The organism is Corynebacterium sp. HMSC065H09, assembly GCF_001812845.1.
Lineage (GTDB): Bacteria > Actinomycetota > Actinomycetes > Mycobacteriales > Mycobacteriaceae > Corynebacterium > Corynebacterium jeikeium_D.
The window spans coordinates 216337-242899 of the sequence record NZ_KV810589.1; the positions used below are offsets into that span (position 1 = coordinate 216337).

The 26563-nt window shown below is 58.1% G+C and carries 21 protein-coding genes; 2 read left to right on the top strand and 19 right to left on the bottom strand.

Features of this window, described 5'->3' with window-relative positions; genetic code table 11:
- Positions 1 to 38 precede the first annotated feature (38 nt).
- The 13 genes from HMPREF2878_RS06935 to aspS all read right to left on the bottom strand — a co-directional run bounded on the left by HMPREF2878_RS06935 (position 39) and on the right by aspS (position 15640).
- Positions 39 to 1211, bottom strand: a complete 1173-nt coding sequence (locus HMPREF2878_RS06935) for a M24 family metallopeptidase (protein ID WP_070653108.1) — start codon at positions 1209 to 1211, stop codon at positions 39 to 41.
- Entirely contained in the window at positions 1208 to 1684 is a 477-nt protein-coding gene (gene aroQ / locus HMPREF2878_RS06940) for a type II 3-dehydroquinate dehydratase (protein WP_070604544.1), read from the bottom strand. Before aroQ ends, HMPREF2878_RS06935 begins: the two co-directional genes overlap by 4 nt.
- A complete protein-coding gene (gene aroB, locus HMPREF2878_RS06945) occupies positions 1681 to 2790 on the bottom strand; it encodes a 3-dehydroquinate synthase (protein ID WP_069358704.1) in 1110 nt (369 codons plus the stop codon). The genes aroQ and aroB overlap by 4 nt, the downstream gene beginning before the upstream one ends.
- An 87-nt stretch (positions 2791 to 2877) precedes the next feature.
- A complete protein-coding gene (locus HMPREF2878_RS06950) occupies positions 2878 to 3399 on the bottom strand; it encodes a shikimate kinase (protein WP_048731844.1) in 522 nt (173 codons plus the stop codon).
- Between the two features lie 40 nt (positions 3400 to 3439).
- Positions 3440 to 4627 carry a chorismate synthase gene (aroC, locus tag HMPREF2878_RS06955; protein ID WP_187269731.1) on the bottom strand — a complete coding sequence of 396 codons (1188 nt, stop codon included), beginning with the start codon at positions 4625 to 4627 and terminating at the stop codon, positions 3440 to 3442.
- A 94-nt stretch (positions 4628 to 4721) separates the two neighbouring features.
- Positions 4722 to 5333 carry a prepilin peptidase gene (locus tag HMPREF2878_RS06960; RefSeq protein ID WP_016422700.1) on the bottom strand — a complete coding sequence of 204 codons (612 nt, stop codon included), beginning with the start codon at positions 5331 to 5333 and terminating at the stop codon, positions 4722 to 4724.
- A 26-nt stretch (positions 5334 to 5359) separates the two neighbouring features.
- Positions 5360 to 6175, bottom strand: coding sequence for a shikimate dehydrogenase (locus HMPREF2878_RS06965; RefSeq protein ID WP_070604542.1), 816 nt, complete (start codon positions 6173 to 6175; stop codon positions 5360 to 5362).
- Positions 6176 to 6189: 14 nt separating this feature from the next.
- The gene (mltG, locus tag HMPREF2878_RS06970; RefSeq protein WP_070653110.1) at positions 6190 to 7416 is read right to left on the bottom strand and encodes an endolytic transglycosylase MltG; all 1227 of its coding nucleotides are present in this window, start codon (positions 7414 to 7416) and stop codon (positions 6190 to 6192) included.
- A gap of 261 nt (positions 7417 to 7677) precedes the next feature.
- A complete protein-coding gene (ruvX, locus tag HMPREF2878_RS06975) occupies positions 7678 to 8181 on the bottom strand; it encodes a Holliday junction resolvase RuvX (RefSeq protein WP_016422697.1) in 504 nt (167 codons plus the stop codon).
- A 37-nt stretch (positions 8182 to 8218) separates the two neighbouring features.
- Complete coding sequence (gene alaS / locus HMPREF2878_RS06980) at positions 8219 to 10879, bottom strand: alanine--tRNA ligase (protein ID WP_016422696.1); 2661 nt, start codon at positions 10877 to 10879, stop codon at positions 8219 to 8221.
- 128 nt (positions 10880 to 11007) lie between these two features.
- Complete coding sequence (locus tag HMPREF2878_RS06985; protein WP_246821931.1) at positions 11008 to 12333, bottom strand: replication-associated recombination protein A; 1326 nt, start codon at positions 12331 to 12333, stop codon at positions 11008 to 11010.
- A 148-nt stretch (positions 12334 to 12481) separates the two neighbouring features.
- Positions 12482 to 13663, bottom strand: a complete 1182-nt coding sequence (locus HMPREF2878_RS06990) for a phosphotransferase family protein (protein WP_016422694.1) — start codon at positions 13661 to 13663, stop codon at positions 12482 to 12484.
- A gap of 147 nt (positions 13664 to 13810) precedes the next feature.
- The gene (aspS, locus tag HMPREF2878_RS06995; protein ID WP_016422693.1) at positions 13811 to 15640 is read right to left on the bottom strand and encodes an aspartate--tRNA ligase; all 1830 of its coding nucleotides are present in this window, start codon (positions 15638 to 15640) and stop codon (positions 13811 to 13813) included.
- A 271-nt stretch (positions 15641 to 15911) separates the two neighbouring features.
- On the opposite strand from aspS, the gene HMPREF2878_RS07000 reads away from it, so the two are divergent.
- On the top strand, positions 15912 to 16799 hold the full coding sequence (locus tag HMPREF2878_RS07000; RefSeq protein ID WP_016422692.1) for a KPN_02809 family neutral zinc metallopeptidase: 888 nt from the start codon (positions 15912 to 15914) through the stop codon (positions 16797 to 16799).
- A gap of 27 nt (positions 16800 to 16826) precedes the next feature.
- Here HMPREF2878_RS07000 and hisS read toward each other — a convergent pair whose 3' ends face one another.
- On the bottom strand, positions 16827 to 18110 hold the full coding sequence (gene hisS / locus HMPREF2878_RS07005; RefSeq protein ID WP_070601478.1) for a histidine--tRNA ligase: 1284 nt from the start codon (positions 18108 to 18110) through the stop codon (positions 16827 to 16829).
- Between the two features lie 43 nt (positions 18111 to 18153).
- Positions 18154 to 18825 carry an MBL fold metallo-hydrolase gene (locus tag HMPREF2878_RS07010; protein WP_049172972.1) on the bottom strand — a complete coding sequence of 224 codons (672 nt, stop codon included), beginning with the start codon at positions 18823 to 18825 and terminating at the stop codon, positions 18154 to 18156.
- Positions 18826 to 19466: 641 nt separating this feature from the next.
- On the opposite strand from HMPREF2878_RS07010, the gene HMPREF2878_RS07015 reads away from it, so the two are divergent.
- Positions 19467 to 20306, top strand: a complete 840-nt coding sequence (locus tag HMPREF2878_RS07015; protein ID WP_070653114.1) for a peptidylprolyl isomerase — start codon at positions 19467 to 19469, stop codon at positions 20304 to 20306.
- 120 nt (positions 20307 to 20426) lie between these two features.
- Here the strand turns inward: HMPREF2878_RS07015 and HMPREF2878_RS07020 are convergent, their stop codons facing one another.
- The 4 genes from HMPREF2878_RS07020 to secD all read right to left on the bottom strand — a co-directional run bounded on the left by HMPREF2878_RS07020 (position 20427) and on the right by secD (position 26492).
- Positions 20427 to 22688 (bottom strand): RelA/SpoT family protein, encoded by a 2262-nt coding sequence (locus HMPREF2878_RS07020; RefSeq protein ID WP_070653115.1) that lies wholly within the window; start codon positions 22686 to 22688, stop codon positions 20427 to 20429.
- Between the two features lie 7 nt (positions 22689 to 22695).
- Entirely contained in the window at positions 22696 to 23232 is a 537-nt protein-coding gene (locus HMPREF2878_RS07025) for an adenine phosphoribosyltransferase (RefSeq protein WP_016422687.1), read from the bottom strand.
- Between the two features lie 110 nt (positions 23233 to 23342).
- Positions 23343 to 24560: a protein translocase subunit SecF gene (secF, locus tag HMPREF2878_RS07030; RefSeq protein ID WP_070567154.1), complete on the bottom strand. Its 1218-nt coding sequence runs from the start codon at positions 24558 to 24560 to the stop codon at positions 23343 to 23345.
- A 6-nt stretch (positions 24561 to 24566) separates the two neighbouring features.
- The gene (gene secD, locus HMPREF2878_RS07035) at positions 24567 to 26492 is read right to left on the bottom strand and encodes a protein translocase subunit SecD (RefSeq protein ID WP_049190792.1); all 1926 of its coding nucleotides are present in this window, start codon (positions 26490 to 26492) and stop codon (positions 24567 to 24569) included.
- Positions 26493 to 26563: the final 71 nt, after the last annotated feature.

Sequence of the window (26563 nt, forward strand, 5' to 3'; positions counted from 1 at the left end):
TCCGTATCTCATCGAGAGAAAAATAAAACGCCGTGATGTTAGGCCCGCGGTTTCGGCAGCTGCGTAATAATTTCCGGCTCGGTGTCGGTGATAATCAACGTATCTTCGATGCGCACACCGCCGAACCCCGGCACATAAATACCAGGCTCGATGGTCAACGTCATGCCAGCTGCCAACTTCCCCTTGCCGGTGCGAGCAGCAAATGGAGCCTCATGCACCTCAATACCGATTCCGTGGCCGGTGGAATGAACGAAGTGCTCCCCATAACCAGCCTTTTCAATAATGTCCCGGCATGCTGCGTCGACAGCCACAACATCAGCCCCTGGCACGGCCGCTTTTACGCCAGCCAGCTGGGCTTCCAGCACGACATTGTAAATCTCTCGGGCCTTCTCGTCTGCGAACTCCACCCCGGCAACAATCGCGCCGTCCAAATCTGACGACGTATTGTTCGGACCGTTTTCGCTTGACGACGTTCCCGCCTCACCGGCAAAGAGGGTACGTGTCATATCTGAGTTGTAGCCCCCGGCAAAGGCGCCAAAGTCAATAGTGACCAGGTCACCTGCCTCGATTACGCGATCTTCCGCCCCGTGGTGTGGCTTGGCGGAATTCGGGCCGCTCGCGACAATCGTGTCGAAGCTTGGCCGATCGGCGCCATGCATGCGCATGCGGTACTCCAACTCTGCGGCGACTTCGCGCTCCGTGCGGCCGGCGACCACGATGCCGTCGTGAAGCAAGTCCTCGAATGCGCGGACCGCGATGTCAGCGACGTGGCGCAGAGCGACGAGTTCTGTATCGGACTTGACCTCCCGCAGTTTAGAGACGACGCCCGTAGTCGATACCAGCTCGAGTGCCTGTGGCCGGGCATCCTCTAGCTCTTGATAAGCGGCCATAGTGAGGAACTCAGATTCAACACCAAGACGCGAGATATCCAGCTTTCGGCATTGACCGACGAGTGCCACGCCGGTGTTGCGGGCGGTGAGTAACTCCACGTCCGGTGCCTGTTTGCCAGCCTGAACCGTATAGCGGCCGTCGGTGGAAAGCAGCGCTTCCCCACTGGCCGCAACAATCAAACCAGCATTCGAGCCGTGGAAACCTGTAAGCCAACCAACATGCGTCGGATCGACTGTGAGGAAACCGTCGCAGTCGTTGTCGGACAATGCGTCGATAAGAGCGGCTCGGCGGGCGGCGTAGTTCGTGGAGATATCTGTCATAGTTTCGTACTCACCCTTCTCAGTGCCATGGAATACCCATCAGTTCCGCATCCGACGATAACGCCCGCGGCAAGCGCCGACAGGTACGAGTGGTGCCGAAACTCCTCCCGGGCGTGAATGTTTGAAATATGGACCTCGTGGAAGCCCGCGCCGTCGGCAATTTCGGCAAGCGCGTCACGTAGGGCGACGGAGGTGTGTGTCAACCCCCCTGGATTGATAATGACTGGCCAACCGTAGTCGGCAGCTTCGTGAACCCACTCGATGAGTTGACCTTCATAGTTGGATTGGCGGCAATCCACCACGACGCCAAGCTCCTTGGCTAGGGTGCGAAGTTCAGATTCGACATCGGCCAAAGTAGTGGCACCGTAAATTTCTGGCTGACGCTTGCCCAGACGATCGAGGTTCGGGCCGTTCAGAACAAGCACGGTCGGAATCGCCGCTGTGGCATCAGTTGCTGCGCGAAGAGAGGTCATGAGCGGGCTGACTCCTCCGATGCGGCGTGCCCATTGTTGCAGAGCAGTTCGTATGCACGCTCGAGGTCATCCATTCCCGGGCCTTCAAGACGGGCTGTTTCACCGGGGTTTTCTAGAATAACGAATCGGATCGCACCGTCGCGGTTCTTCTTATCCCTGGTCATCGCATCGTAGAGCTCGGTAAAACGACCTGTCTGGTAGGTCGTTGGCAGACCAATGGACTCTAGGATGCGACGGTGGCGGTCTACGAGTTCCTGATCAATATGTCCGGTGATCTTGGCCAGCTCGGCAACATAAACCATGCCTACAGCTACGGCATGGCCATGGCGCCAGCGGTAGTTTTCAAAGTGCTCAACGGCATGACCGAAAGTGTGGCCATAGTTCAGGATCTCACGGAGGCCAGATTCCTTCAGATCCTCAGCGACAACGCGTGCCTTGACAGCAATCGCGCGCTCGACCAGTTCTGGCAGGTCACCGTCAACATCGAGGCAGGCCTGCGGGTTTGCCTCGTAAAGATCGAGAATCTTCGTGTCCGCGATAAATCCGGCCTTGATAATCTCTGCCGAGCCCGCGATCAGCTCGGCCTTCGGCAAGGTGCGCAGGACATCAAGGTCACAGAACACCGCGGCAGGCTCGTGGAAAGCGCCGACCAGGTTCTTGCCGGCTGCAGTGTTGATACCGGTCTTACCGCCGACAGCTGCGTCGACCATGCCGAGCAGCGTCGTCGGGACCTGGATAACCTTCACTCCACGCATCCACGCGGCGGCGACGAATCCACCGAAGTCTGTAGCTGCACCGCCGCCAATCGCGATTACCGCGTCACGCCGGCCCAGACCGCGTTCACCAAAAGTGTCCCAAACTGTTTCAGCAACTGCGAGCGTCTTGCCCTCCTCCGCATCCGGAACCTGGATGCTAAAGGCGTCGACTCCTTTGTCCGCCAGAGCCTTGATGACGCCGAAGCTCAGCTCTTGAACGCTCTCCTGGTGAATCACCGCAACCTGGGAGGCAAACGTAGCGGCCTCCGCAATCTGCTCGGTGAGTCCATGCCCCATGGCTACCGTGTACGGGGATGGGCCTTCAACACGGATTGTGCGGGTTGAGTTCATTGTCAGTCCCTAGTCGTTAGCGTAAGAAATGTATGGAGTTGCTGGTTATACGGCAGTGATTAGCTGCCGCCTTTTAAGAGTCGCCAGTTAAGCCTCGTCGCAGGTTTCATCGAGGTAGCTGAGGATCTCGGCCACAACGCGCTGCGGGGAACGTTCGTCGGAACGCACCTTGAAAGTGGCTGCATCTTCGTAAAAAGCTCGGCGAGCCTCATAGAGCGCGCGGTAATGAGCCTCAGGGTCATCCGCCTGGAGCACCGGGCGCGAATTGTTACCCGCTGTACGACGGACCCCCTCTGCAATGCTGATCTCGAGGTAGACGACGTTATGGTCTGCCAGCAGGTCACGGGTCGCCTGCGAAATCACGGCACCACCGCCAAGTGAGACGATTCCGTCGTGGGTCAGAGCCTCCGCCACGATTTGTTCCTCGATACGGCGGAATTCCGGCTCTCCCAGCTCGGAAAAGACTTCCCCACAAGTCTTGCCCATGCGCTGTTCAATCATCTCATCGGTATCGGTGAGTCTTGTGCTCAATGCACGAGACAGTCGACGACCGATGGTGGACTTTCCCGATCCGGGCGGTCCGACAAGGACAATAGTAGGAACGGACATTCCCCTCGTTTTACCCTTCTTCGTGTGCGCGACTGTGGCGCTATTTCCAATCAAGGCGACGTCGAGTCTGCTCCAAGTAGCCCTCAACGTTACGCTTGGTTTCCTCCAGGCTATCGCCGCCGAACTTTTCCATCACTGCACGCGCCAGTACCAGCGCGACCATTGCCTCTGCGACAACACCGCCGGCCGGGACCGCGCAGACATCAGAGCGCTGGTGGATTGCGGTAGCTGCATCGCCGCTGGCCATATCGACGGTCTTCAGCGCACGCGGAACGGTCGAAATTGGTTTCATCGCAGCACGCACAACGAGAGGTTGAGCATTAGTCATGCCACCCTCCAGGCCACCGGCGCGGTTAGTTTCCCGATCTACGCCGTCGTCGGTACGCACCATTTCATCGTGAGCCTCGGTGCCACGGCGACGGGCTTCCTCAAAACCGTCGCCGATCTCCACGCCCTTGACGGACTGAATTCCCATCAAGGCAGCCGCAAGCTGCGAATCCAGACGGGCATCACCGGAAATGTGCGATCCCAGACCCACCGGCAGACCGTGGACAACGACCTCGACGATGCCACCGAGGGTGTCGCCCTGCTTCTTGGCGGCCTTGATTTCGTCAATCATCGACTCCTCCGCAGCTGCGGAGAATGCACGCACTGGCGACTCGTCAATCTTGTCCTGATCAGCGAAGGTCGGCAGTGGCCCCTCGTAGGGCTCCGAACGACCGATGGAAATAACGTGGCTGACAACTTCCACACCGAGAGTCTCACGCAGAATTAAGCGTGCCACAACCGATGCCGCCACACGTGCTGCAGTCTCGCGAGCCGATGAACGCTCCAGGATGTTTCGAGCATCGGTGTGGTTGTACTTCAGCATGCCGTTGAAATCGGCATGCCCCGGGCGCGGGCGGGTTAAGGTGGCGCCACGAGCTGTATCCAAAACAACTGGGTCAACTGGATCCGGGCTCATGACCTCAGTCCACTTGGGCCATTCGGAGTTGCCGACCATAATGCCAATCGGCGATCCCAGCGTCTCACCATGTCGAATGCCAGTCAGCAGGGTGACCTCATCAGCCTCAAACTTCATTCGCGCCCCGCGACCATAGCCGAGGCGGCGGCGTGCGAGGTGGCGTGATACGTCATCTGTAGTCAGGGGAAGTCCGGCTGGCGCGCCTTCTACGAGAGCGATAAGCGCTTTGCCGTGAGATTCACCCGCGGTAGTCCAACGAAGCATAGGTATCATAATGTCACGTTTGCCGTACTTCTTGTGCATTTGGGGGCATACAAGTTTCAAATATGCCCCATTTCATCGCCCCTGGTCTACCGCTTCAGGGGACTTGTAGGTACCCTCCGCTTATCCCCCACACAATGGCGGTTGCTGCAAGCATCGCAGGCCCATGAGGCACGCTCGCCGGTACAGGCGCTGTTTTTGCTTTACGACGGTCACCCCAGCCCCGCTTTCCCGCGGTGACTCCTGCCATGAGGAGAGTGAGTCCGGCAGCCAACAGAATTGCCACTGCAATCCAAATTGCTGTCGCCACTGGCTCGCCCGATACCAGACCGACACCGCCCCCGAGAATTGCTGCGAGCTTCACATCTCCAGCCCCCATAGAGCGTGGGTTGAAGATGAAGACTGCTACATAGAGGCCAAACCAGAGGCCTATTCCTGTTCCTATGGCTGCGACTGCACTGGCGAGATTGTCAGCCAAGGTGCTCTTTTGCTGGAGCACCATTCCAGTGGTTGCTATCAGACCCACTGCCCCTAGCACTAACCACCAGTTCGGTAGTCTTCGCCGAGTCACATCCAACCAGCAGCCAATACCGCCCCAGCCGAGTACAAGCATCACGACTAGGAAATAGAAAACCCGGTCAAGGTAGACCGGGGCAATCCTGTGCTGTCCAATCGGAGACAGCCCTATCTCAGTTATTCCCCACCCCATAACTTTGGGATTGTAACGGTTGTGAGCTAGTTCGGCAGCGCTGCACGCATCGCCTCGACATCGGGAGTGCGTCCAGTAAACTGCTCAAACTGTCCCACCGCTTGATGTAGCAACATGGACAATCCACCGACCGCCTGTGTCCCTCCGCGTTCCGCTGCTTTCACAAGTGGGGTTGGCCAGGGATTGTAAATGACGTCGAGAATCTTCGGTGCTCGAGCGAGGTAGCCAGCAACCGACTCAATTGCGGCTGACGGCACCGTAGAGACCAGCACGTCGGCATTACCAGCAATATCTGCCAGGTTTGGAACATCAAAAGTCACCCAAACAAATTCCATCCCCAGCGCGGCAGCTAATGGTTCAATGTCATATGCGCGCTCGGAGCGCGCTACCACGGTCACATGATTGACCCCCAGCTGCGACAGCGCCCAAAGTGCCGGCCGTGCTGTGCCACCGGCACCAACAACAACGGCGCGGCCACGTGGTGCGTTCGTGCAGTCTATCTCGCGCAGTGCTCCCAGTACGCCGTCGCCATCGGTGTTGTCGGCAAACCAATCCGAATCGCGACGGACCAGAGTGTTCGCTGAACCAATGAGCCTCGCGCGCTCACTGCCTTCATCGGCGAAGTCCAGCGCGGCAAACTTGCCGGGCATCGTGACGGAAAACCCCTGGAAACTGGGGTCTGCGCCACCAACGACGTCGGCAAGCTCTTCGGCGTTGCATCGGATGCGGTCATAGTGCCAGTCATTCATTCCCGCAGCGCGGTAACCGGCGTTGTGAATAGCCGGCGAGTACGAGTGATCAATCGGATCTCCCAGCACGGCTGCGCGATGAGTTATAGGCATAGGAGTTCTACCTCTTAGCGGTTGGAATCCAGCACGCCATTGTTGCGTGACTCGTCGATAGCGGCCTCGTGCTCTTCGAAGGTCGTGCTAAAGACAGTATTTCCTTCCTTGTCCACCGTGACAAAGTACAGCCAGGTGCCGTCAGCCGGATTTTCCATGGCACGAATCGCCTCGATGGAGGGCGAAGCAATGGGGGTTTCCGGCAGCCCCTCCTTGGCGTAGGTGTTCCACGCGGTCTTTCGCGCGCGGTCCTCATCCGTGGTTGCGATTTCCTGATCTGGCAGGTCGTAGTTGACTGTCGAGTCGAACTGCAGCTGCATCGGTTCGTCGAGACGGTTGAGAATAACGCGAGCGACCTTATCGAAGTCGCCATCTGGCGCCTCCATCTGGATCAAAGAAGCTGCGGTAATCAGCTCGTATGGAGTAAGACCAACCATGTCCGCTGAAGCCATGAGACCCGTGTCCTCATAATTCTTCACCGATTCCTTGACCAATTTTGCAAGCATCTGTTCGGGCGTCTGCTGCGGGTCAAGGTGATGAATACCCGGCGTAATGAGTCCCTCAAGACGACGAGGGTCGTTGCCACGCGCAGCTACCGCGTCCCGTGCCCATTCTGGAACACCCAGCGCGGCCAAATCGGCCTCGCCAGCAGCACGTTCGAGATCGGCCTTGGATACGCAGTCATTGTCCTCAACACAAGTGGCCTCAGAAATAAGCGAGAAAATTCCCTTACGTACATCCGATGAGGACACAATGCGGGTATCGGCGAAACGGGCGCCAGTCGGAATGTCAACGGTACCGACCTGATTTTCGACATCCAGAAGAGCCTCGACGGTCTCGTCGGCCTTCATCCGCTGATGGAGTCGGTAGAAACCAGGCTGCAATTCACTTGAATGAGAGTTCTCATTCGCGGCCTGGATGAACGCACGGGAAGACTTGACGACGCCGCTTTCCACCAACTGGTTGGACAAATCAGTAAGTGGCGTGCCTTCACTGACCTCAACAATCGTCAATGGACCCTCAGCTTTGCCATCGTAATCGTCAACAATGCCGCCACGGTTCCAGACGAGGCCAATCACTCCGAGGACCAACACGCATAACAGGACAGAAGTCACATTGATTGCCACTGCCGTTTGGCGGTGACGAACTCGAGACTTTGTCCCACCGCTGCGAGCACCAGCGCGGTCCCGGTCGGCACCGCCGCTATCAGTGCGGCGCGCAGTCTGCGCGTCTTTACTCATCAATAATCTCCTCGAATGCAGCTCACTCTCCCATCGGTATCAGCAAGGAGTCTTCCCGTTCGGGTACGACACGCGACTGATAACGACTGGTGCGACATAGCTTTACGACGAAGTCGTAGCACTAGGTTGCATTGTAGGTGTGAATCGCCACTTCAACTTTTCAAATCCTATGCACGCGACAAACGTGCTTAGGTATTACACACTTAATAATTGCGCAAAGGTGGGTGAATTGTCACCTTTCGGTAACTTTTGTGTGCCCCCTTAGTCGGTATTTCCGTCCAAAGCTTTTGCCCGTCTGTCCAACCAGGACTGCAGAATTTCTACTGCCGCAACCTGGTCAATAATCTTCCGCCCGGACTTAACATCAATACCTGCTGCGTGCAGCCGTGATTGGGCCATTACCGTCGTCATCCGCTCGTCGGCGTAATGCACTACGACTCGGTCACCGAGTCGGCGCTGCAGCCGGAATCCAACGTCAGTAGCTTTCCGCGCAGAAGTCCCGAACGAGCCGTCGAGCATGAGGGGCATGCCGAGAACAATCTCGACGACCTCAAGTTCAGTGGCAAGTTCCACGAGCCGGTCAATATCCGGCCCGTCAGGATCTTTTCGCCCCGTTGCTCGAGTGACTGTTTCAACCGGGGTCGCCAGGATACAGTCGGGGTCAGAGACCGCGACGCCAACGCGGACATCGCCGACGTCGATTCCGAGCCGTCGACCCCGACCGGGATCATCCTGACCGGGGGTATCAATACGGGGCTTAGCCATTGTTTACTGCTCTTCCGATAGCACAGCCGTTAATTGGCTACTTGGACAGTTCGGCCTCAACCGCGGCCAATGCTGCGTCGATTCCGGAAGCATCAGAGCCGGAGCCCTGTGCCATTGCCGGTTTACCGCCGCCCTTGCCGCCGACCTCAGCGCCCATCAGCTTCACCAAATCGCCGGCCTTAATACCGCGATTGACGGCTTCATCCGAAACCGAGGCCACAAACGGAACCTTGCCGCCAGCGTTGGAAATCAACGCAATGACGCTTGGGCGATCCGCAAGGCGCTTCGCCAAGTCATTAGCCAGCGAACGGATGTCCTTCATCTCCGTACCGTCGGGAAGCTTAAGGCCGAGGTAGGTGACATCGCCGATGGTGCGAGCGGACTCCAGGTGAGACGCGGCATTGGCCAGCAGCTGTCCGGCCTTGAAATCAGCGAGCTGCTTCTCTGCAGCCTTGAGCTTTTCAGCCAGTGCTGCAATGCGGTCTGGCAGCTCAGCAGAAGGAGCCTTGAATTCAGTGGCCAGTCGTTCAGCCAGGAGACGCTCGGTGGACAGGTAGCGGAAGGAATCCATACCCGAGTAAGCCTCAATACGGCGCACGCCCGATCCGACCGAGGACTCGCCCAGCACAGCTACCGGACCAATCTGCGAAGAATGCGAAACGTGGGTACCGCCACACAGCTCAATTGAGAACGGGCCACCGACCTCGACAACGCGGACGATGTCGCCGTAGTTCTCGTTGAACAATGCCATGGCACCAGCTGCCTTGGCCTCTTCCAAAGGCATCTCGGCAGTATTGACAGCCCAGTCGTTGTCGACAGCCTCATTGGTGATCTGCTCAATCTCACGGAGCTGTTCCGGTGTGAGCTGCTCACCGTACTTGAAGTCGAAACGGAGGTAGCCCGGCTTATTCATGGAACCAGCCTGAGTTGCAGTATCCCCCAGTACCTGACGCAGAGCACCGTGAATCAAGTGAGTTGCAGTGTGCGCCTGACGAGCACCGTGACGCCACTGCTCGTCGACCAAAGCTTCAGCGGAGACACCCGGAGTGAATTCACCAGCGGTGACAATGCCTTTGTGCAGCCACAGCTTCTTGCCCACCTTTTGAACATCGTTGATGTGGACCACAGCGCCGGAATCAGTCACGATACGACCACGGTCAGCCAGCTGACCGCCGGCCTCGGCGTAGAGCGGAGTGCGATCGAGGATAACCTCAATCTCATCGCCCTCTGCGGCAAACGACTGCTTCTGGCCATCGGCAATGATGCCAAGAATCGTGGATTCGTCGGCAAGCCGATCGTAACCAGTGAAGGACGTCGGGTGTTCATCGATGAACTCGCGGTAGACATGCAGGTCGGTGTGAGACTGCTTCTTTGCCTGGCTGTCGGCCTTTGCGCGCGCACGCTGCTCAGCCATCTCGCGATCGAATTCCTCGCGGTCGATGGTCAGGCCGGCCTCTTCGGCCATCTCGATGGTCAGGTCGATTGGGAAGCCGTGGGTGTCATGCAGGGTGAAGGCGTCGTGACCGGATAGAACGGTTTTACCCTCTGCCTTGGCCTTGGTGGCAGCACGTTCGAACAGCTCCTCACCGGCGGACAGAGTCTTGGTGAAGGTCTTTTCCTCGGCGACGGCGACGCGGCGAATACGGTTCCAGTTCTCCGCGATCTCTGGGTACGACGGGGTCATGGTCTCGGCCGCAATACCAATCAGCTTCTCCAGCACTGGACCGTTAGCGCCGAGCAGACGCGCAGAGCGGATGATGCGGCGCAGCAGGCGACGCAGGATATAGCCACGATCGGAGTTCGAGGGGGTGACACCGTCGAGCATCAGCATCAAGCCGGTGCGGCTGTGGTCGGCGATGACGCGGAAACGGATGTTGTCCTGGTGGTTGGAGCTGTACTTCGAACCGGTGAGCCGCTCAGCTTCGTCGATAACCGGACGCAGCAGATCGGTTTCGTAGACGTTGTCGACACCCTGTAGCAGGAAAGCAACGCGCTCGATGCCCATACCGGTATCGATGTTCTTCTTCGGCAGTGGGCCAAGAATCTCGAAAGAGTCCTTGCCTGTTCCTTCGCCACGCTCGTTTTCCATGAAGACGAGGTTCCAAATCTCGATGTAGCGATCCTCGTCCGCCTCTGGGCCACCGTCAGCACCGTACTCCGGGCCGCGGTCGTAGAAAATCTCTGAACACGGGCCACACGGGCCAGGCACACCCATGGACCAGTAGTTGTCCGCCATGCCTCGGCGCTGAATGCGCTCTTCCGGCACACCAACCTTCTCGTGCCAGATGTCATGGGCCTCATCGTCATCGAGGAAAACCGTCACCCACAGCTTCTCAGCCGGGATGCCAAAGCCGCCGTCCTCAACAGCACCAGTCAGAAGGCTCCATGCATGAGTGATGGCACCTTCCTTGAAGTAATTTCCGAATGAGAAGTTACCCGCCATCTGGAAGAAGGTGTTGTGGCGGGTGGTGATACCCACCTCTTCAATGTCCAGTGTGCGCACGCACTTCTGAATTGAGGTCGCGGTGGAGAAGTCCGGAGTCTCATTGCCGAGGAAGTAGGGCTTGAACGGCACCATGCCGGCATTAACGAACAGCAGGTTCGGGTCATCCAAAACCAGGGAGGCACTGGGGACCTCGGTGTGTCCCGCCTTTACGAAATGCTGGATGAAGCGATTTCGAATTTCATGAGTCTGCACGGTGTTCTACTTCCTCGTTTCACGTCGAGCGTCCGAGATGTTTAATACAAAACTAGCAGTCTACCCGCTCGGTTCGAGCAACTTTAAAACCACCCCACCGGCACCCCGTAGATCCCGACCGATCTCGCCTACTTCGATTTCCGGCGGCTCCCCCGGATAATTCGGCGAATGCGTCCGAGGTACTCAGCCATGCCGTTTTCACGACCGTGATTGGATGGAACGAAATAACCAGTGCCCACCAACTGATCTGGTGGATACTGTTGGGCGACGACACCCATGGGGTCATTGTGCGGGTAGATATAGTCCACCGCGTGACCAAGGTCCTTAGCCCCGCTGTAATGTCCGTCGCGCAAATGTGGTGGCACCGGTCCGGTCTTCCCGGAACGAACATCCTTCAATGCCCCGTCGATTGCGCTTATGACCGAATTCGACTTCGGTGCTGTTGCCAAGTGAATCGTGGCCTGCGCCAGCGTCAGCCGGGCTTCCGGCATCCCTATCAAGGCAACTGCCTGCGCCGCGGCGACGGCGGTTTGCAGAGCTGTCGGGTCGGCCATACCGATGTCTTCGCTGGCCAGAATTACGATTCGTCGGGCAATAAACCGAGGGTCTTCCCCACCCTCAATCATCCGCGCCAGGTAATGCAGGGCAGCATCGACATCAGATCCGCGGACGGACTTAATAAACGCGCTGGTGACGTCGTAATGCTGGTCGCCGTCGCGGTCATAGCGAACCACGGCTCTGTTGATCGAATTGGCAAGCGACTCAGCGGTAATCTGCTCACCATCGGCGACGGCTTCTGCGGCTGCCTCGAGGTACGTGAGGGAACGACGAGCATCACCAGCTGCCAGCGCAATGAGCTGTTTACGTGCATCGTCTGTCATACTGACGCGACCATTCAGGCCGCGCTCATCGGTAAGTGCTCGATCAATGAGCGTGCCGACGGCTTCGTCGTCCAGTGACTGCAACTGCAACAGCAGTGACCGACTGAGCAGCGGGGACACCACTGAGAAGGATGGGTTTTCCGTCGTTGCCGCGACGAGAAGGACAATCCGGTTTTCCACGGCACCCAACAGGGCATCCTGCTGGGTCTTGGAAAAACGGTGCACCTCGTCGATGAAGAGCACCGTTTGAATGCCCTGGTTAACGAGTGTGCGACGAGCAGTATCGATAACCGCACGCACTTCCTTCACTCCTGCATTAAGCGCGGAAAGCGCTTCAAAGTGTCGTCCGGTCGCCGCGGAAATCAAACTGGCGAGAGTGGTTTTGCCAGTTCCAGGAGGGCCGAACAGAATAACGGAAGTGTCGCCGCCACCTTCGACCAGACGGCGCAACGGTGCTCTGGGGGCTAACAGGTGGTCTTGACCAACGACTTCATCGAGGTTTCGCGGTCGCATCCGAACCGCCAACGGCGCGTGTGCACCTGGGTGAAAATAGGCGCTCGCATCGGAGTTCAGGCCAGTGCTTGCTGGCCCCGCACTCCGACCTTGGCTCTTGGCCGCTGTAGGTCCGGCGACCGAAGGCTCGTCGAAAAGCCCTGGAGCGTCATCGGCGGAGCCGTTTGCACCGCCTGACGGCAGCTTATTCGGATCCGCCACGTGTGCCCTAGCCTTCCTCTTGCTCTAAGAAATCGATGACTGCATGCGCGAACTGTTCCAGCTCGTCGGCACGATCGTCCTCACACTTATGGGCGAACTGTGCAATCGCGCGAGCCGTGTTAGCCATGTCGCGCCGCTCCAGTGCTGAGCCGCCAACTTCCGGCTTCAGGTCCGTGCGTCCTTCATGCCCCACCCACAGCGCTTGTTTTGGAGAACCGAAGAAGGAAACCGTTGCGGAGATGAAAAACCAACCGAGCAACGCCGCAGCGATGAACGCCATCAAACGGCGGTCGCTCGTGCCGCGATACCAATGGTCACGAATCTCTTCCATCCAGGCACGGACAAACACGTCGACCTCTGCCTCCGATGGACGCTCCACGAAAACGTGCAGCGGGAAGCCTGCGACGACGCTGGCCACGTCGAAGATGACATCGCGGTAACCAGCCCACTCATAGTCGAGGAACTGGACCTTATCCGCCAGCAGAATGTTGTCCGGGGCGAGGTCAAACGGAGTAAACGCCCTATGCGTGCCCTTCTCAATTCGACGAGCAGCATCCTCACCGAAAGAGCGCACAGCGTCGGGAACAGGAATGCCGGACCCCTCGACAGCTCGCATACCAAAGCGAATCCCCGACACAATGCCGTGGTCACGCGCCTCGAGAGCCTCGCGATCGACCTTGTTCTTCACCCACATACGACGACGCAGGGTCTCAAATCCCTCTTCACGAGTATGCGTGTGAATATGCATCCGACCCAGCGAAGCGCCGAGGCTGCGGAATGCGCGCAATCGTCGCTCTTCATCGCCACGAAAGAGTACGTCCGCAAGAGTGTCCACGACACCGACGTCGCTGAGAACCAATAGCTGCTTTGAAACATCGTAAGCAAGAAGCTGAGGCCCCGGGCGGACGTCGTCAGGCAGTGTATTGATGAACTGGTACGCCACGACTTCCCGTAAAACGGCGGGATCGACGCCTTCAGTCGTCGTAGGAATTTGCTTTACGACGACCGTGCGTTCCTGCATAAAGGGATTTGTGGCGACCCGTACGCGGACAACAAGAGCGTTTGACTGACCTGTAAGTACTTCTGGATCCGACAACACTGGAGTGCCGCCGAATCGTGCGGAAAGCAGTGTCTCTGCATCTTTAACTACGCTGTCAACTTCTGCTGCAGCGTCGTCCGAGTACTCCATTGAATGCCCTTTCAATGAGCCAGTTTCAGTCAGGCGATACGGATGTTGCGTTGTGGCCAGTAACGCCTTGGTTAGGAGGAATTGGCGCCACTCGCGCTGTTCACGCTGGAGTGACAGATCACATTCCTCGCAATGTGATTTCTTTGTTTACTTGCTGTCGCCTGCGTCGGCTGCTGCCTTAACGCCGTCTGCCTTCTGCTTTGGCTTCGGCTTGAAGTCGATACCGGTCTCCTTGCGCTGCTGAGCGGTAATCGGAGTCGGGGCGTCAGTCAACGGATCAACGCCGCCACCGGACTTCGGGAAGGCGATAACTTCGCGAATCGAGTCAACGCCGGCCAGCAGGGAAACGATACGGTCCCAACCGAATGCGATACCACCGTGCGGCGGAGCGCCGTACTGGAAGGCATCCAGCAGGAAGCCGAACTGCTCCTGTGCCTCTTCCTCGCCGATGCCCATAACATCGAAGACGCGCTTCTGGACATCTGGGCGGTGAATACGAATGGAGCCGCCACCAATTTCGTTACCGTTGCAGACGATGTCGTAGGCGTAAGCCAGTGCGTTGCCAGGATCCTTGTCGAAGGTATCCATGTGCTCTGGCTTCGGCGAGGTGAAGGCGTGGTGCACAGCAGTCCACTGCGAGTGGCCCAGGGCAACGTCACCGGAAGCGGTAGCGTCGGCAGCCGGCTCGAACAACGGTGCGTCGACGACCCAGGTGAATGCCCAGTCGCCTTCCTTGATAAGGCCGAGCTTCTTGGCAATCTCTCCACGAGCAGCACCCAGCAGTGCACGGGAGCTCTTAGCGTCACCTGCAGCGAAGAAGATGCAGTCACCCGGCTTCGCGCCTACGTGCGCCGCGATGCCTTCACGCTCTGCGTCAGTAATGTTCTTGGCAACCGGGCCGCCCAGAGTGCCGTCCTCCCCAACAAGGATGTAGGCCAAGCCCTTTGCGCCGCGCTGGCGGGCCCAATCCTGCCAAGCGTCGAGCTGACGACGAGGCTGCGATGCGCCACCGTCCATAACAACTGCACCGACGTAATCGTTCTGGAAGACACGGAAAGTGGTGTCCTTGAAGAACTCGGTGCACTCCACCAGCGGAATGTCGAAGCGCAGGTCCGGCTTGTCAGAACCGTACTTCTCCATGGCCTCCTTGAAGGTCATGCGTGGAATCGGGGTCTGAACAGTGACACCGGCCTCGGCGAAGATAGCAACCAGAATCTCTTCTGCCAGCGCAATGACATCGTCCTGCTCGGCGAAGCTCATCTCAACGTCGAGCTGAGTGAACTCCGGCTGGCGGTCAGCGCGGAAGTCCTCATCTCGGTAGCAGCGGGCGATCTGGTAGTAGCGCTCCATGCCAGCGACCATAAGCAGCTGCTTGAACAACTGAGGGGACTGCGGCAGTGCGTAGAAAGTGCCCGGCTTCAAACGAGCCGGCACCACGAAGTCACGAGCACCTTCCGGCGTAGAGCGAGTCAACGTCGGGGTCTCGATTTCGGTGAAGTCGTGGCTGTCCAGCACCTTACGGGCTGCGCGGTTGACAGCCGCACGGAGACGCATAATCTTGGCCGGGCCTTCACGGCGTAGGTCTAGGTAGCGGTACTTCAGGCGGGCTTCCTCGCCGACAGTGCCAGAAGTTCCAACATCCTCGAGCTGGAACGGCAATGCCGCCGACTCGTTGAGGATGGTCAGCTCCGTAACATTGACCTCAATTTCACCCGATGCCAGGTTCGGGTTTTCGGAGCCCTCCGGGCGCTTCTCAACGACACCGGTGACCTGAATGCAGTATTCGCTGCGCAGGTGGTGTGCACGCTCAGCAACTTCGCTGTTGCGGAACACAACCTGGGCGTAACCGGAGCGGTCACGCATGTCGATGAAGATCACGCCACCATGGTCACGGCGGCGTCCTACCCAACCGGTCAGGGTTACTGTGCTGCCGGCGAGGTCAGCGCGGAGGTCTCCGGCAAGATGCGTACGAAGCACTGCGAATTGGTCCTTCCAAAATTGGTGCTATAGGGATTAACGCTGTGGATAGCGGTTTCGTCCGTGTAGTCTACCTTGAAGCCAGAAAGGTGAGAAGAAGACCCCGGCTATTTTGCTTATTACCGGTCATCGCCTTGGGCCTACCTCGGGCTTCATGTACTCACTTAGACAAAGTTCTCCGTAGATCCTGACGTTGATTTACATGCGGATACTATGACGCAGCGCTATTCAATGGCCCGTTTTCCGCACCTTATGCAATAGTCTTACTCCTATGACCTTCCGGAATGACTTCCAAAAGAGCTCGGCTCGTGCCGAGCGACGCTCGGGTGGTGGCCGCGCTATCGCCGTAGGCGGTGGCGGTATCGGCGGCCTTGTCCTCATCGGCCTGTACTTACTTCTCGGCGGCGACCCGGGACAATTGGGACAGCTGACAGGTGCCCAGAACAACCAGTCCTCGCAGACTGCACAGCAGTCCCCTGGCGAGGATCCATGCAAGACCGGCGAAGATGCCAACAGCCGCATCGATTGCCGGATGGAATTCACCGGTATTTCGGTCGACCGAGTCTGGGAAGAACAACTCCCCGCACAGGCCGGCATCGAGTACACGAACCCAGGCTTAGTCCTCTTTGAAGGCTCCACTCAGTCGGGCTGCGGCGCAGCGTCCTCGTCCACCGGCCCGTTCTACTGCCCCGCCGATCAAACGGCCTACTTCGACACGGAGTTCTTTAGCACCCTGGAGCGCATGGGCGGAGGCAACGGACCGCTCGCACAGGAATACGTCGTGGCCCACGAATTCGCCCACCATATCCAAAGGTTGGAGGGCACACTCGGCCGCAGTAACTACAACGAACCGGGCCCCGATTCCGACGCTGTAAAGATCGAGCTGCAGGCCGACTGCTACGCGGGTATCTGGGCTCATTACGCGGACAAGGGGCCGGACGCAATCCTCGAACCGCTTTCCGACGAGCAAGTTGCCGATGCCCTCAAAACTACGAAGGCCATTGGCGATGACACCATCCAGCAGCATTCCGGCGGTGGTGTTCAACCGGACTCCTGGACCCACGGCTCGGCCGAGCAGCGTACGAAGGCATTCCTCACCGGCTACAAGTCAGGAAAGATGTCTCAGTGCGACACTCTCGAGCGCGGCGTCTACAGCTAGACTCCGCACTCAACAAATGCGCGTTTCCTAGATGCGCGACTGCAACTCCTGAACCAGTGCATCTAGGGCGACTGCGTGCTGCTCGTGGGACTCAAGGTTCTTCAGCTGAACCTCGCCCGCGGCCAATTCAGACTCGCCGAGGACCAACGCAAATCGGGCTCCAGCGCGATCGGCACCCTTCATCGCGCCCTTCAGACCGCGGCCGCCGTAGGACATATCTGCGCGGATACCCGCTTGGCGCAGCTTATTGATCTGCACCGCCATAGCGTGAGCGGCTTCTTCACCGAGCGCAACACCATACACATCGACGCGTCGACCATCGCTGGCCTGCTTGCCCTCTGCTTCCAGTGCGAGCAGCGCGCGATCCACACCCAAACCAAAGCCAATTCCAGACAGCTCTTGGCCGCCGAGCTGCGCCATCAGCCCGTCGTAGCGACCACCGCCACCGATACCCGACTGCGCACCAAGGCCGTCGTGAACAAACTCGAAGCACGTCTTGGTGTAGTAGTCCAATCCGCGCACCATTCGCGGATTGATGACATAGGGCACCTTCATGTCATCCAGCAGCCCAGTCACCGATTCAAAGTGGCTGCGAGCGGTATCAGAAAGGTGGTCCAACATCAGTGGCGCGTCGGCGAGCATTTCCTGCATTTCCGGTCGCTTATCGTCGAGGACGCGCAGCGGATTGATGTTTGCACGGTGGCGCGTTTCCTCATCCAAAGGCAGGTCAAACAAGAATTCCTGCAGCTTAGCGCGGTATTCGGGGCGACAGGTGTTGTCACCGAGGCTTGTCAGCTCAAGCCGGAATCCTTCCAGGCCAATGCCGCGGAAGCATGCGTCGGCAAGCGCGATAACCTCAGCGTCCAGCGCGGGATCATCGACACCGATTGCCTCTACGCCCACCTGCTGCAACTGACGGTAACGGCCGGCCTGCGGGCGTTCATAGCGGAAGAACGGCCCCGCGTAGGAAAGCTTGACCGGCAGCTGACCGCGGTCGAGATTGTGCTCAATGACCGCGCGCATTACGCCTGCAGTCCCCTCCGGGCGCAGGGTGACCGAGCGGTCGCCGCGGTCGGCGAACGTGTACATCTCCTTGGTGACGACGTCCGTCGATTCACCTACGCCGCGTGCAAAAAGGCCGGTTTCCTCGAAAATTGGCAGCTCAATGTGCTCATAGCCCGCGAGTCGTGCGCGGTGCTGGAATGAGTTCCGCACCGCCTCGAATTCGCGGGAGACCGGCGGGACGTAATCCGGCACGCCCTTGGGCGCGGAGAACGGCTTCAACTTCTTTGGCTTCTGGCTAGAGTTCACTCCGCTAACTCTACCTGCCAACTCTCACGACGTGTCAGCCAGGCTAGGTGAGGTTTTGCAGGAAGGGGTTGGTCTCGCGCTCCTCGCCTATCGACGATGCGGAGCCATGGCCCGGAAGAATCATGAGGTCATTCGCCAGCGGGAGGACCTTATCCTTCAACGACTGCTGCATGTGCTCCGGACTACTGCCCGGTAAATCTACGCGACCGATAGCCCCCTTAAAGAGGACATCCCCGCTGAAGATAATCTCATCTTCCCCATCGGAAGCGCGCAGCATTACGCACCCCGGAGAGTGACCCGGTGCGTGAATGACTTCGAAATTTAACCCTGCCCACTTAACTTCGTCGCCATCTTCGAAGAAACCAGCTTTTGTATAAGCCTGCATGGATTCGATGTCAAAGAGGTGTCCGAAAGAAGAACCGCCGAGTTTCGGATTGGCCAGCAACACATTGTCGCTTTCGTGGATGAAGACAGGGATATCCCAGAAGTCGGCGGCCTCCGCGACATCGCGGACGTGGTCGATATGACCATGGGTCAGCAGAATTGCTTCCGGCTTCCAATCTCGCTTTTCAACCTCGCCGCGTATTACCTCGAACGCTCCCATGCCCGGGTCAATAATCACGCACGGGGTAGCCAAATCGTCCATCCCCGGAGCGCCTGTTGCCACGTAGCAGTTGGTCTGAAAAGGGCCGGCTGCAAATCCAAATATCTCCATAGCGCACATTCTATCGAGTGTCTGCTTGGCTCGAGCTGGGTTCATTTATCACGCTGTTAAGTTCCCGCTAAAACGACGGCTGATAGGTGGCGAAACTCGTAGAACTGTTCTTGGCAATTGGAACTGACGATTGGAAGCTTTTATGCAGATTACGTACTCAGCCACTATCACCTTTTTCATCCTGACAGCTGTGGGAACGGCTCTAGCAGGTTATCCGCGACTGGCCTTCATCCTTTTCATGTCAGCCGCAATAAGCCTGGGTGCAAGGAGTCTAACTCGCCGTTGTCGTAGTCGTGTTGTCGAAGGCACAGGCAGAAGTAAGAGCTGCATCACGCCGGAGAAGGTGAAGAAGTACCGTCGCCAACACCCCGGTGTCGGCATCAAAGAAGCTGTCGAAGCTCTACGTGCTAAAGCGGAACGCCCTTTCCCATGCCGACTTGGCCTGTCATCTCGCAAATGAGAACCGACTCCGGGCATAATGGTCGATTGTGTACGCGACGGTGACCGACTGAGCTTTCACCTCAAACTCGGTCACTATCTATGGGCAAAACCGTCCGCTGGTGTGCCGTCACCGGCAATCGATGACTAAGAGATACGGAGAGAGACTAGTGGCCAATAATGAGCAAAGGCGCAAAGATGCGATGCGGACGCTCGAGCGCGAACTTAAGCGCCGTGCACGTGCCGAGAAGCTGAAGCCACTGGGCGTTGTCGTAACTACCTTGGCTATCCTGCTCTTTATCGGTGGCAGCATCTACTTGCTGACCACGGCTGGCGGCGCTGACGACAATGAGGCCGCTGATGAATCCACGACTCCAGTCGAACCTGCAGCTCTGACAGCTACTCCCGTCAGCGGTGAAAAGGTTCCAATGAAGCGCTCTTCCCCACTTCCGGAAACCGTGACCTGTGACTACCCGGATGATGGCGAGGCATCGAAGGACATAGATAAGCCAGCTACCGACAACGTTCCCGCCACTGGCACTGTAACCATCACCCTGAAGACTAACCAGGGCGACATTCCGATGGAGCTGGACCGCGCTATTTCACCTTGCGGCGTCAATGCAATTGAGCACATGGCCAAGTCCAACTACTTCAACGACACCGTGTGCCACCGTATTACCGGTGGTGGCCTGAACGTTCTGCAGTGTGGCGATCCGACTGGTACCGGTACCGGCGGACCGGGCTTCAAGTTCGCTGGCGAGTGGCCGGTCAAGGATTCCGGCCTGGATCAGAACACCCCGTTGGTGTACCCGAAGGGCTCTATCGCCATGGCAAACCCGAGTGACCCGGATGCCAACGGCAGCCAGTTCTTCCTCAACTGGGCAGATTCTCAGCTGCCTCCGCAGTACACCGTGCTTGGCTCCATGACTGACGAGGGCACCAAGACGGTTGCGGACATTGCGAAGAACGGTATCGAGGGTGGCGGTACCTCTGACGGTAAGCCAGCTAAGGAAGTCCGTATTGAGAAGGCGGAAGTCAAGTAGTTGACTCAACTAACTGATTGAGAAATTAATCAAAAACAGGGTCAAGGTGAATCACCTTGGTCCTGTTTTAGTATCTACGCGGTCTCATCCTTTTTCACATATCGATGGCTACTAAACCGCCTACTGACCAGAAGTAATGCGGTAGACATCGAACACTCCCTCGACACCGCGCAGAATGTTGAAGATATAGCCCATCTGCTTAGTGTCCGAAACCTCGAAGCTAAAACGCATTACGGCAACGCGGTCATCGGAGGTATGAGAGGACGTCGACAGGATTGAGACCTTCTGATCGGAGAAAACGCGAGTGATCTCCGAGAGCAGTCCGTGACGGTCAAGTGCTTCGATTTGCACCGTAACCATGAAGACCGCACCGGAGGAATCCGTTGCCCAGGAAACCTCGATAATGCGCTCGGGCTCCTGGTGCAGTTTCTCCGCATTAGTGCAGTCCGTACGGTGCACACTGACCCCACCGCCGCGGGTGACGAAGCCAAAGATGGCATCGCCCGGCACAGGCGTACAGCATTTGGCGAGCTTAGCGGCCATATCCGCGCTGCCTTCTACCAACACACCCGTGCTGTCAGCGCGGCGCGGAGTGTTGTGCACGTTCATCTTTGAAATTGGCGTGCGGGAGACCAACTGCTCTTCGGCATCGTCCGCGCTCGAGAACTGCGCCATCAGCCGGTGAGTCACATGCTGCGCTGAGACCTGCCCCTTACCGATAGCGGTATAGAGCGCATCGACATCCGCATAGTGCAGCTCGGAGGCAATCTGCTTGATGGACGCCGGAGTGAACAGGCGGTGCATCGGCAGACCGCCGCGCTGTACCTCTGCAGCCAGCGCGTCACGGCCGGCATCGAGTGCCTCTTCGCGGCGCTCCTTGGCAAACCACTGACGGATCTTTGCCCGCGCACGTGGAGTTTTAACAAACTTCTCCCAGTCCTTAGACGGACCGGAATCGGCATCCTTGGACGTGAAAATCTCGACGCGGTCGCCAGTTTTTAGCGGTGATTCCAACGCCACTAGCTTGCCGTTGACTTTGGCACCAATACAGCGGTGACCTACTTCAGTATGGACCGCGTAGGCAAAGTCGACCGGCGTGGAGTCCGCAGGCAATGTGATGACATCGCCCTTAGGCGTGAACGCAAAAATTTCAGTGACTGAGAGGTCATAGCGCAGGGAGTCCAGGAACTCGTTAGGATCTGCGGCCTCGCGCTGCCAATCCAGCAGCTGACGCATCCACGCCATCTGATCGACTTCGGCGGAATCTCCCTTGTGAGAGCCCTTGGTTTCCTTGTAGCGCCAGTGTGCGGCAATGCCGTACTCAGCGTTGTAGTGCATCTCATGGGTGCGAATCTGCACTTCTAGCGGGGAGCCACCTGGACCGATGACCGTTGTGTGCAACGACTGGTAAACCCCGAAACGCGGCGCGGAAATATAGTCCTTGAATCGCCCCGGCATGGGTTTGAACAGCGAGTGGACGGCACCCATGGCGGCATAGCAGTCCTTGGTCGTGTCCACCAGAACTCGAAGTCCGACCAGGTCAAAAATCTCGTCGAACTCATGGCCGCGGACAATCATCTTCTGATAAATCGACCAGTAGTGCTTCGGCCTGCCCTGTACCTCAGCAGCAATGTGAGACTCCTTCAGATCCTTCTGAATCATCTCGGAGACTTCCTGGATGTACCGGTCCCGCTGCGGCGCTCGATCTGCGACCAAACGCACAATCTCGTCGTACTTCTTCGGGTACAAAATGGCGAAGGAGAGATCTTCCAACTCCCACTTCACGCTGGCCATTCCCAAACGATGCGCCAGGGGTGCAATCACCTCGAGGGTCTCGCGGGCCTTCTTAGCCTGCTTTTCCGGCGGCAGGAAGCGCATTGTGCGCATGTTATGCAGTCGGTCGGCCACCTTGATAACCAGCACGCGCGGGTCCTGGCTCATGGCGATAATCATCTTTCGCACGGTCTCTGCCTCGGCGGCGGAGCCCAACGCAACCTTGTCCAATTTGGTCACGCCGTCGACCAGTCGTGCGACTTCTGGGCCGAAGTCCCGTTCCAGGTCCTCCAGCGTGTAATCGGTATCTTCGACCGTGTCATGTAGCAGCGCTGCCACCAGCGTGGTGGTATCCATGCCGATCTCGGCGGCAATAGTGGCGACTGCAAGCGGGTGAGTGATGTATGGCTCGCCGGATTTCCGGTACACGCCGTCGTGAAGGCGCTCGGCGGTATCGTAGGCACGCTGAAGCACAGCTAAATCCGCGCGCGGATGCACCTGTCGATGCACCGCGACAAGGGGATCTAGCACCGGGCGGGTCTTCGTTCTGTTTCCGGTAAGGCTTCGCGCTAGGCGGGCACCATAACGGCGTGCGGGCCCTTCAGCCATGGCTCATTCACCCCTTATTAACCACGTACAGAGGCAGATCAGCAAGCTTCTCCCGAGCTCCCAGGCCTTCAACCTCCAGCACGGTGCACAGCCCGGTTACCTCGACACCAGCTGTCTCCAGCAGGGCGCGAGCTGCACACAGGGTGCCACCAGTTGCCAACACATCGTCGACAAGTACGGCCTTCTTGCCCTTCAGCTCAAACCCACTAGCCGGAATCTCAAGCGCGGCCGTACCATATTCCAGTTCATAGGTCTCGGTCAGCACAGGCGGTGGTAGCTTACCCTTCTTACGAATAGCGAGCACTCCCAGTCCAAGCTTGTACGCCACCGCAGAACCCAGCAGGAATCCACGCGCATCTAGGCTGCCTATAACATCAGCCCCGAACTCTTCCACCTTGGCGGAAATCTCGTCCACAATCAGGGCGAACGTCGTGGCGTCGGCAAGCGCCGGCGTCAGGTCCTCGAAGAGTACGCCCTCAACTGGAAAATCGGGCACGAACCGAATCTGATCGGCTAATGCCTCACGCGCGTGTGCATACGACACAGGTTTAAGCTCCTTTTCGGCGAAAAGAAAAAGTGCGGGTACCTGTCAACGATACCCGCACAATGCGCTTTTAAAGTAGTTTCACCCGAACCACTGGGAGGCGCTACCTCCTACTGCCCCGGACGCCAGGACAGCGGCTTGTCTTCATCGCCCTCAAGCTTCGGAGTCGTCACCGTTCGTTTCGGCGTCGACTGCTCCATCTCGCTTGCCGACGGCTCCTTCGAGCCCGAGTCCTCCGCAACATCAGTGGTGGCGGAATCGGTGCCCGAACCGGCTCCCTCAGATGCCTTTGCGCGGGCAGACAGTACCGCCTCTTCATGCTTGCGGTATTCACGCTGCCGCGACTTAAGAGACACCAACAGCGACGAAGCCAGGAAGATCGAAGAGAACGTACCTTGAATAATGCCGATGAGCTGAACGAGTGCAAGGTCCTTCAGCGTTCCGACCCCTAGCATGCCCACGGCGATGACCATCAGTGCCAGGATTGGCAGGAGCGTCGACACCGTGGTGTTGATAGAACGCATGATGGTTTGGTTGACCGCCAGGTTCACCAACTCGGCGTAACTTCTACGGGTCGATGAACGATAGCCTGCCGTGTTCTCGTCGACCTTGTCGAAAACCACGACGGTGTCGTACAGGGAGAACGACAGCACTGTCAGCAAGCCGATAATGGTTGCCGGGGTGACGTCAAGACCAATGAGCGCGTAGATGCCCATAATCACGATTGCATCCACAACCAGGGCGAGAATTGCGGCAATGGCCATGTCGCGCTCGAAGTGAATGGTGATGTAGATGAACACCAGACCCAGGAACACCACTGCAGCCAGCAGCATTCGGTTGGTAATCGAAGAGCCCCACGACTCCGACACGGTCGAGTCACCAATGGCATCCGGGGTCTGCTGCCCCTGTACATCGACGGGCTTGAATGCATCATTCAACGCGATACGAGCACTATTAATCTCGTCCTGAGTCAGCTTCTCAGAGGTGATCTCCAGGATTCGGCCCTCACCAGAACCGATAATTTGCACCAGCTCCGGCTTCACGCCGGTCGCCTCAGTGAAAACCTCCTCGGCCTGCTCAGTTGTCACTGAGGCCGGCGGCATAGTCATCTTGGTACCGCCCTCGAAGTCGATACCGAAGCTGAACCCGCGAATCAGCATCGCTGCGAAAGCAACAACGATGATGGCGACGGCAATCTGGTACCAGCGCTTCCGCTTGCCGACGATGTTGATTCCACCCTCGCCGGTGTAGAGGCGGCGGAAGAAGGAGTCGTCTTTCACGCTTTCTGGCTCAGTGATTAGCGCCGGATTCGTCTGAGTAGTATTCATGGATTCCTACTTCCCCTCATTCGCGCTGGAGTGAGCTGCACCGGTGTCGGCAGCCGTACTGGCGGAGGCATCGGAGGCTCCGGCCTTCTTACCGGCAGCTACAGTCTTATTCCTCTGTGCAATCTCCATGACCGAGCCGAAGCCGTTCATCGACGGCTTGGACAAAGCTGGCCACTTACGAGTAGCCAGGATGACCAACGGCGCAGTCACGAGGAAAGCCGTCACAATGTCGAATGCTGTGGAGAGACCAAGTGTGAATGCGAAACCGCGGACATCGCCAACGGCCAGGATGTAAAGAACCACAGCCGCAATGATGGACACAAAGTTACCCGATAGGATGGTGCGCCGTGCTCGTCGCCAAGCGTGCGGAACCGCGGAGCGGAAAGTTCTACCCGCGCGGATTTCGTCCTTAATGCGTTCGAAGAAGACGATGAAGGAGTCAGCCGTTACGCCGATAGAGATGATGATGCCGGCGATGCCAGCGAGATCGAGCGAGTAGCCAATCCAACGACCAAGAAGGACAAGGACGCCGTAGACCATCGCTCCAGCTGCTGCCAGCGAAACCAGCGAAATCACGCCCAGGCCGCGGTAGAGAGCAATCGCGTAGACGACAATCAGGGCGATACCGATAATGCCGGCAAGCAGACCGGCTTCCAAGGAAGCCGAACCAAGCATGGCCGGGATAGTCGTGGTGGTGCCGCCCGGCTCGCCGTCCTCACCTGCGAACGACAGCGGCAGTGCACCATAACGCAGGTTATTGGCCAGCCCCTGTGCCTCGTCGATTGAGAAGTCGCCCGTGATGCGGGTGGCAGAACCAACTGGGGTTGCCTCCTGAATCACCGGGGCGGAAATGACCTTCGAGTCCAACACGATAGCGACCTGCCGCTGCAGGTAGTCATTGGTCAACTTGGTCCATGTGCGAGCGCCGGTGTCATTCTTCCCGGACTTGAAGCTAAAGGAGACCTGAATCTGACCAGACTGCTGATCGTAACCACCGTTAATCGGCGCATTGGTATCAATAGCGTCGCCGGACAGACGCTGGCCCTTGGCCTCGTCCTCCTGCCCAATCAACAGCGGAGCCTTGCCCAGGAAGATGGCTTTACCGCCTTCGGGCGCACAGGTCACCAGCGGCTTGGCCGGGTCATCGGCACCCTGTAGCGGATCAACTGCATCGCGGTTATCGCAGGTCATCAGCGCAGCGGCTGCAAACTGTGTCGTTGGGTCTTCGGACTGGCGAGTCGCCAACAGCACGTCACGAACCTTCGTACGCAGCTCGGCCGCTTCAATTGAGTTCGCCGGCTTTGCCGGAGCTGTTGCGTCCAACTTCGGGGCCTCGCCCAGCGACTTGGACAGCTCCTCGGGAACCGGCTGATCTGGGTTCTGTTCCTTGAAGGCATCAATTGCACGCTTCTGCGTTTCGTTCATGTCCTTGTAGAGGTCATCAACACGCTTGGCGGCGTCCTCCTTCGACAGGACACCGACTGACACCCAATCTTCAGCAGTCTTCTTAACTACCTCGCCAAAGGCAGCTTCATCAGGGCCCTGGGTGGGCTGTTCTACCGGACGGAAGAAGAGCTGCGAAGTCTGGCCGAGCGTACGCGCCTCCTGTGAGTCTTCACCCGGCACGGTAATGACCAGCGTGTCACCGTCGGTGACAACTTGAGCGCCGCTGACGCCCATGCCGTTTACGCGGTTCTCCAGAATCTTGCGAGCCTGGTCCAGCTGATCGCGCGTCGGCTTTTCGCCCTGCGGCACCAAGGTTACTCGGGTACCACCCTGCAAGTCGATGCCCAACTTTGGCTTGGCTGATCCGCCGCCGGTGAAAAAGACGAGTGCGTACGTAAGGATGAGGAAGCCAACAAACAGTGCCAACAGCCACTGCGGCCAGTTCCTCTTGAATGTATTCGCACCGGATCTGGATTTGCTGTTCAAAGCAAAGTCTCCTGAATCGTGACGTTTAGGTACTTAAGCGCTTCGGGTAGAAACGCAGGTCTATAACCGCA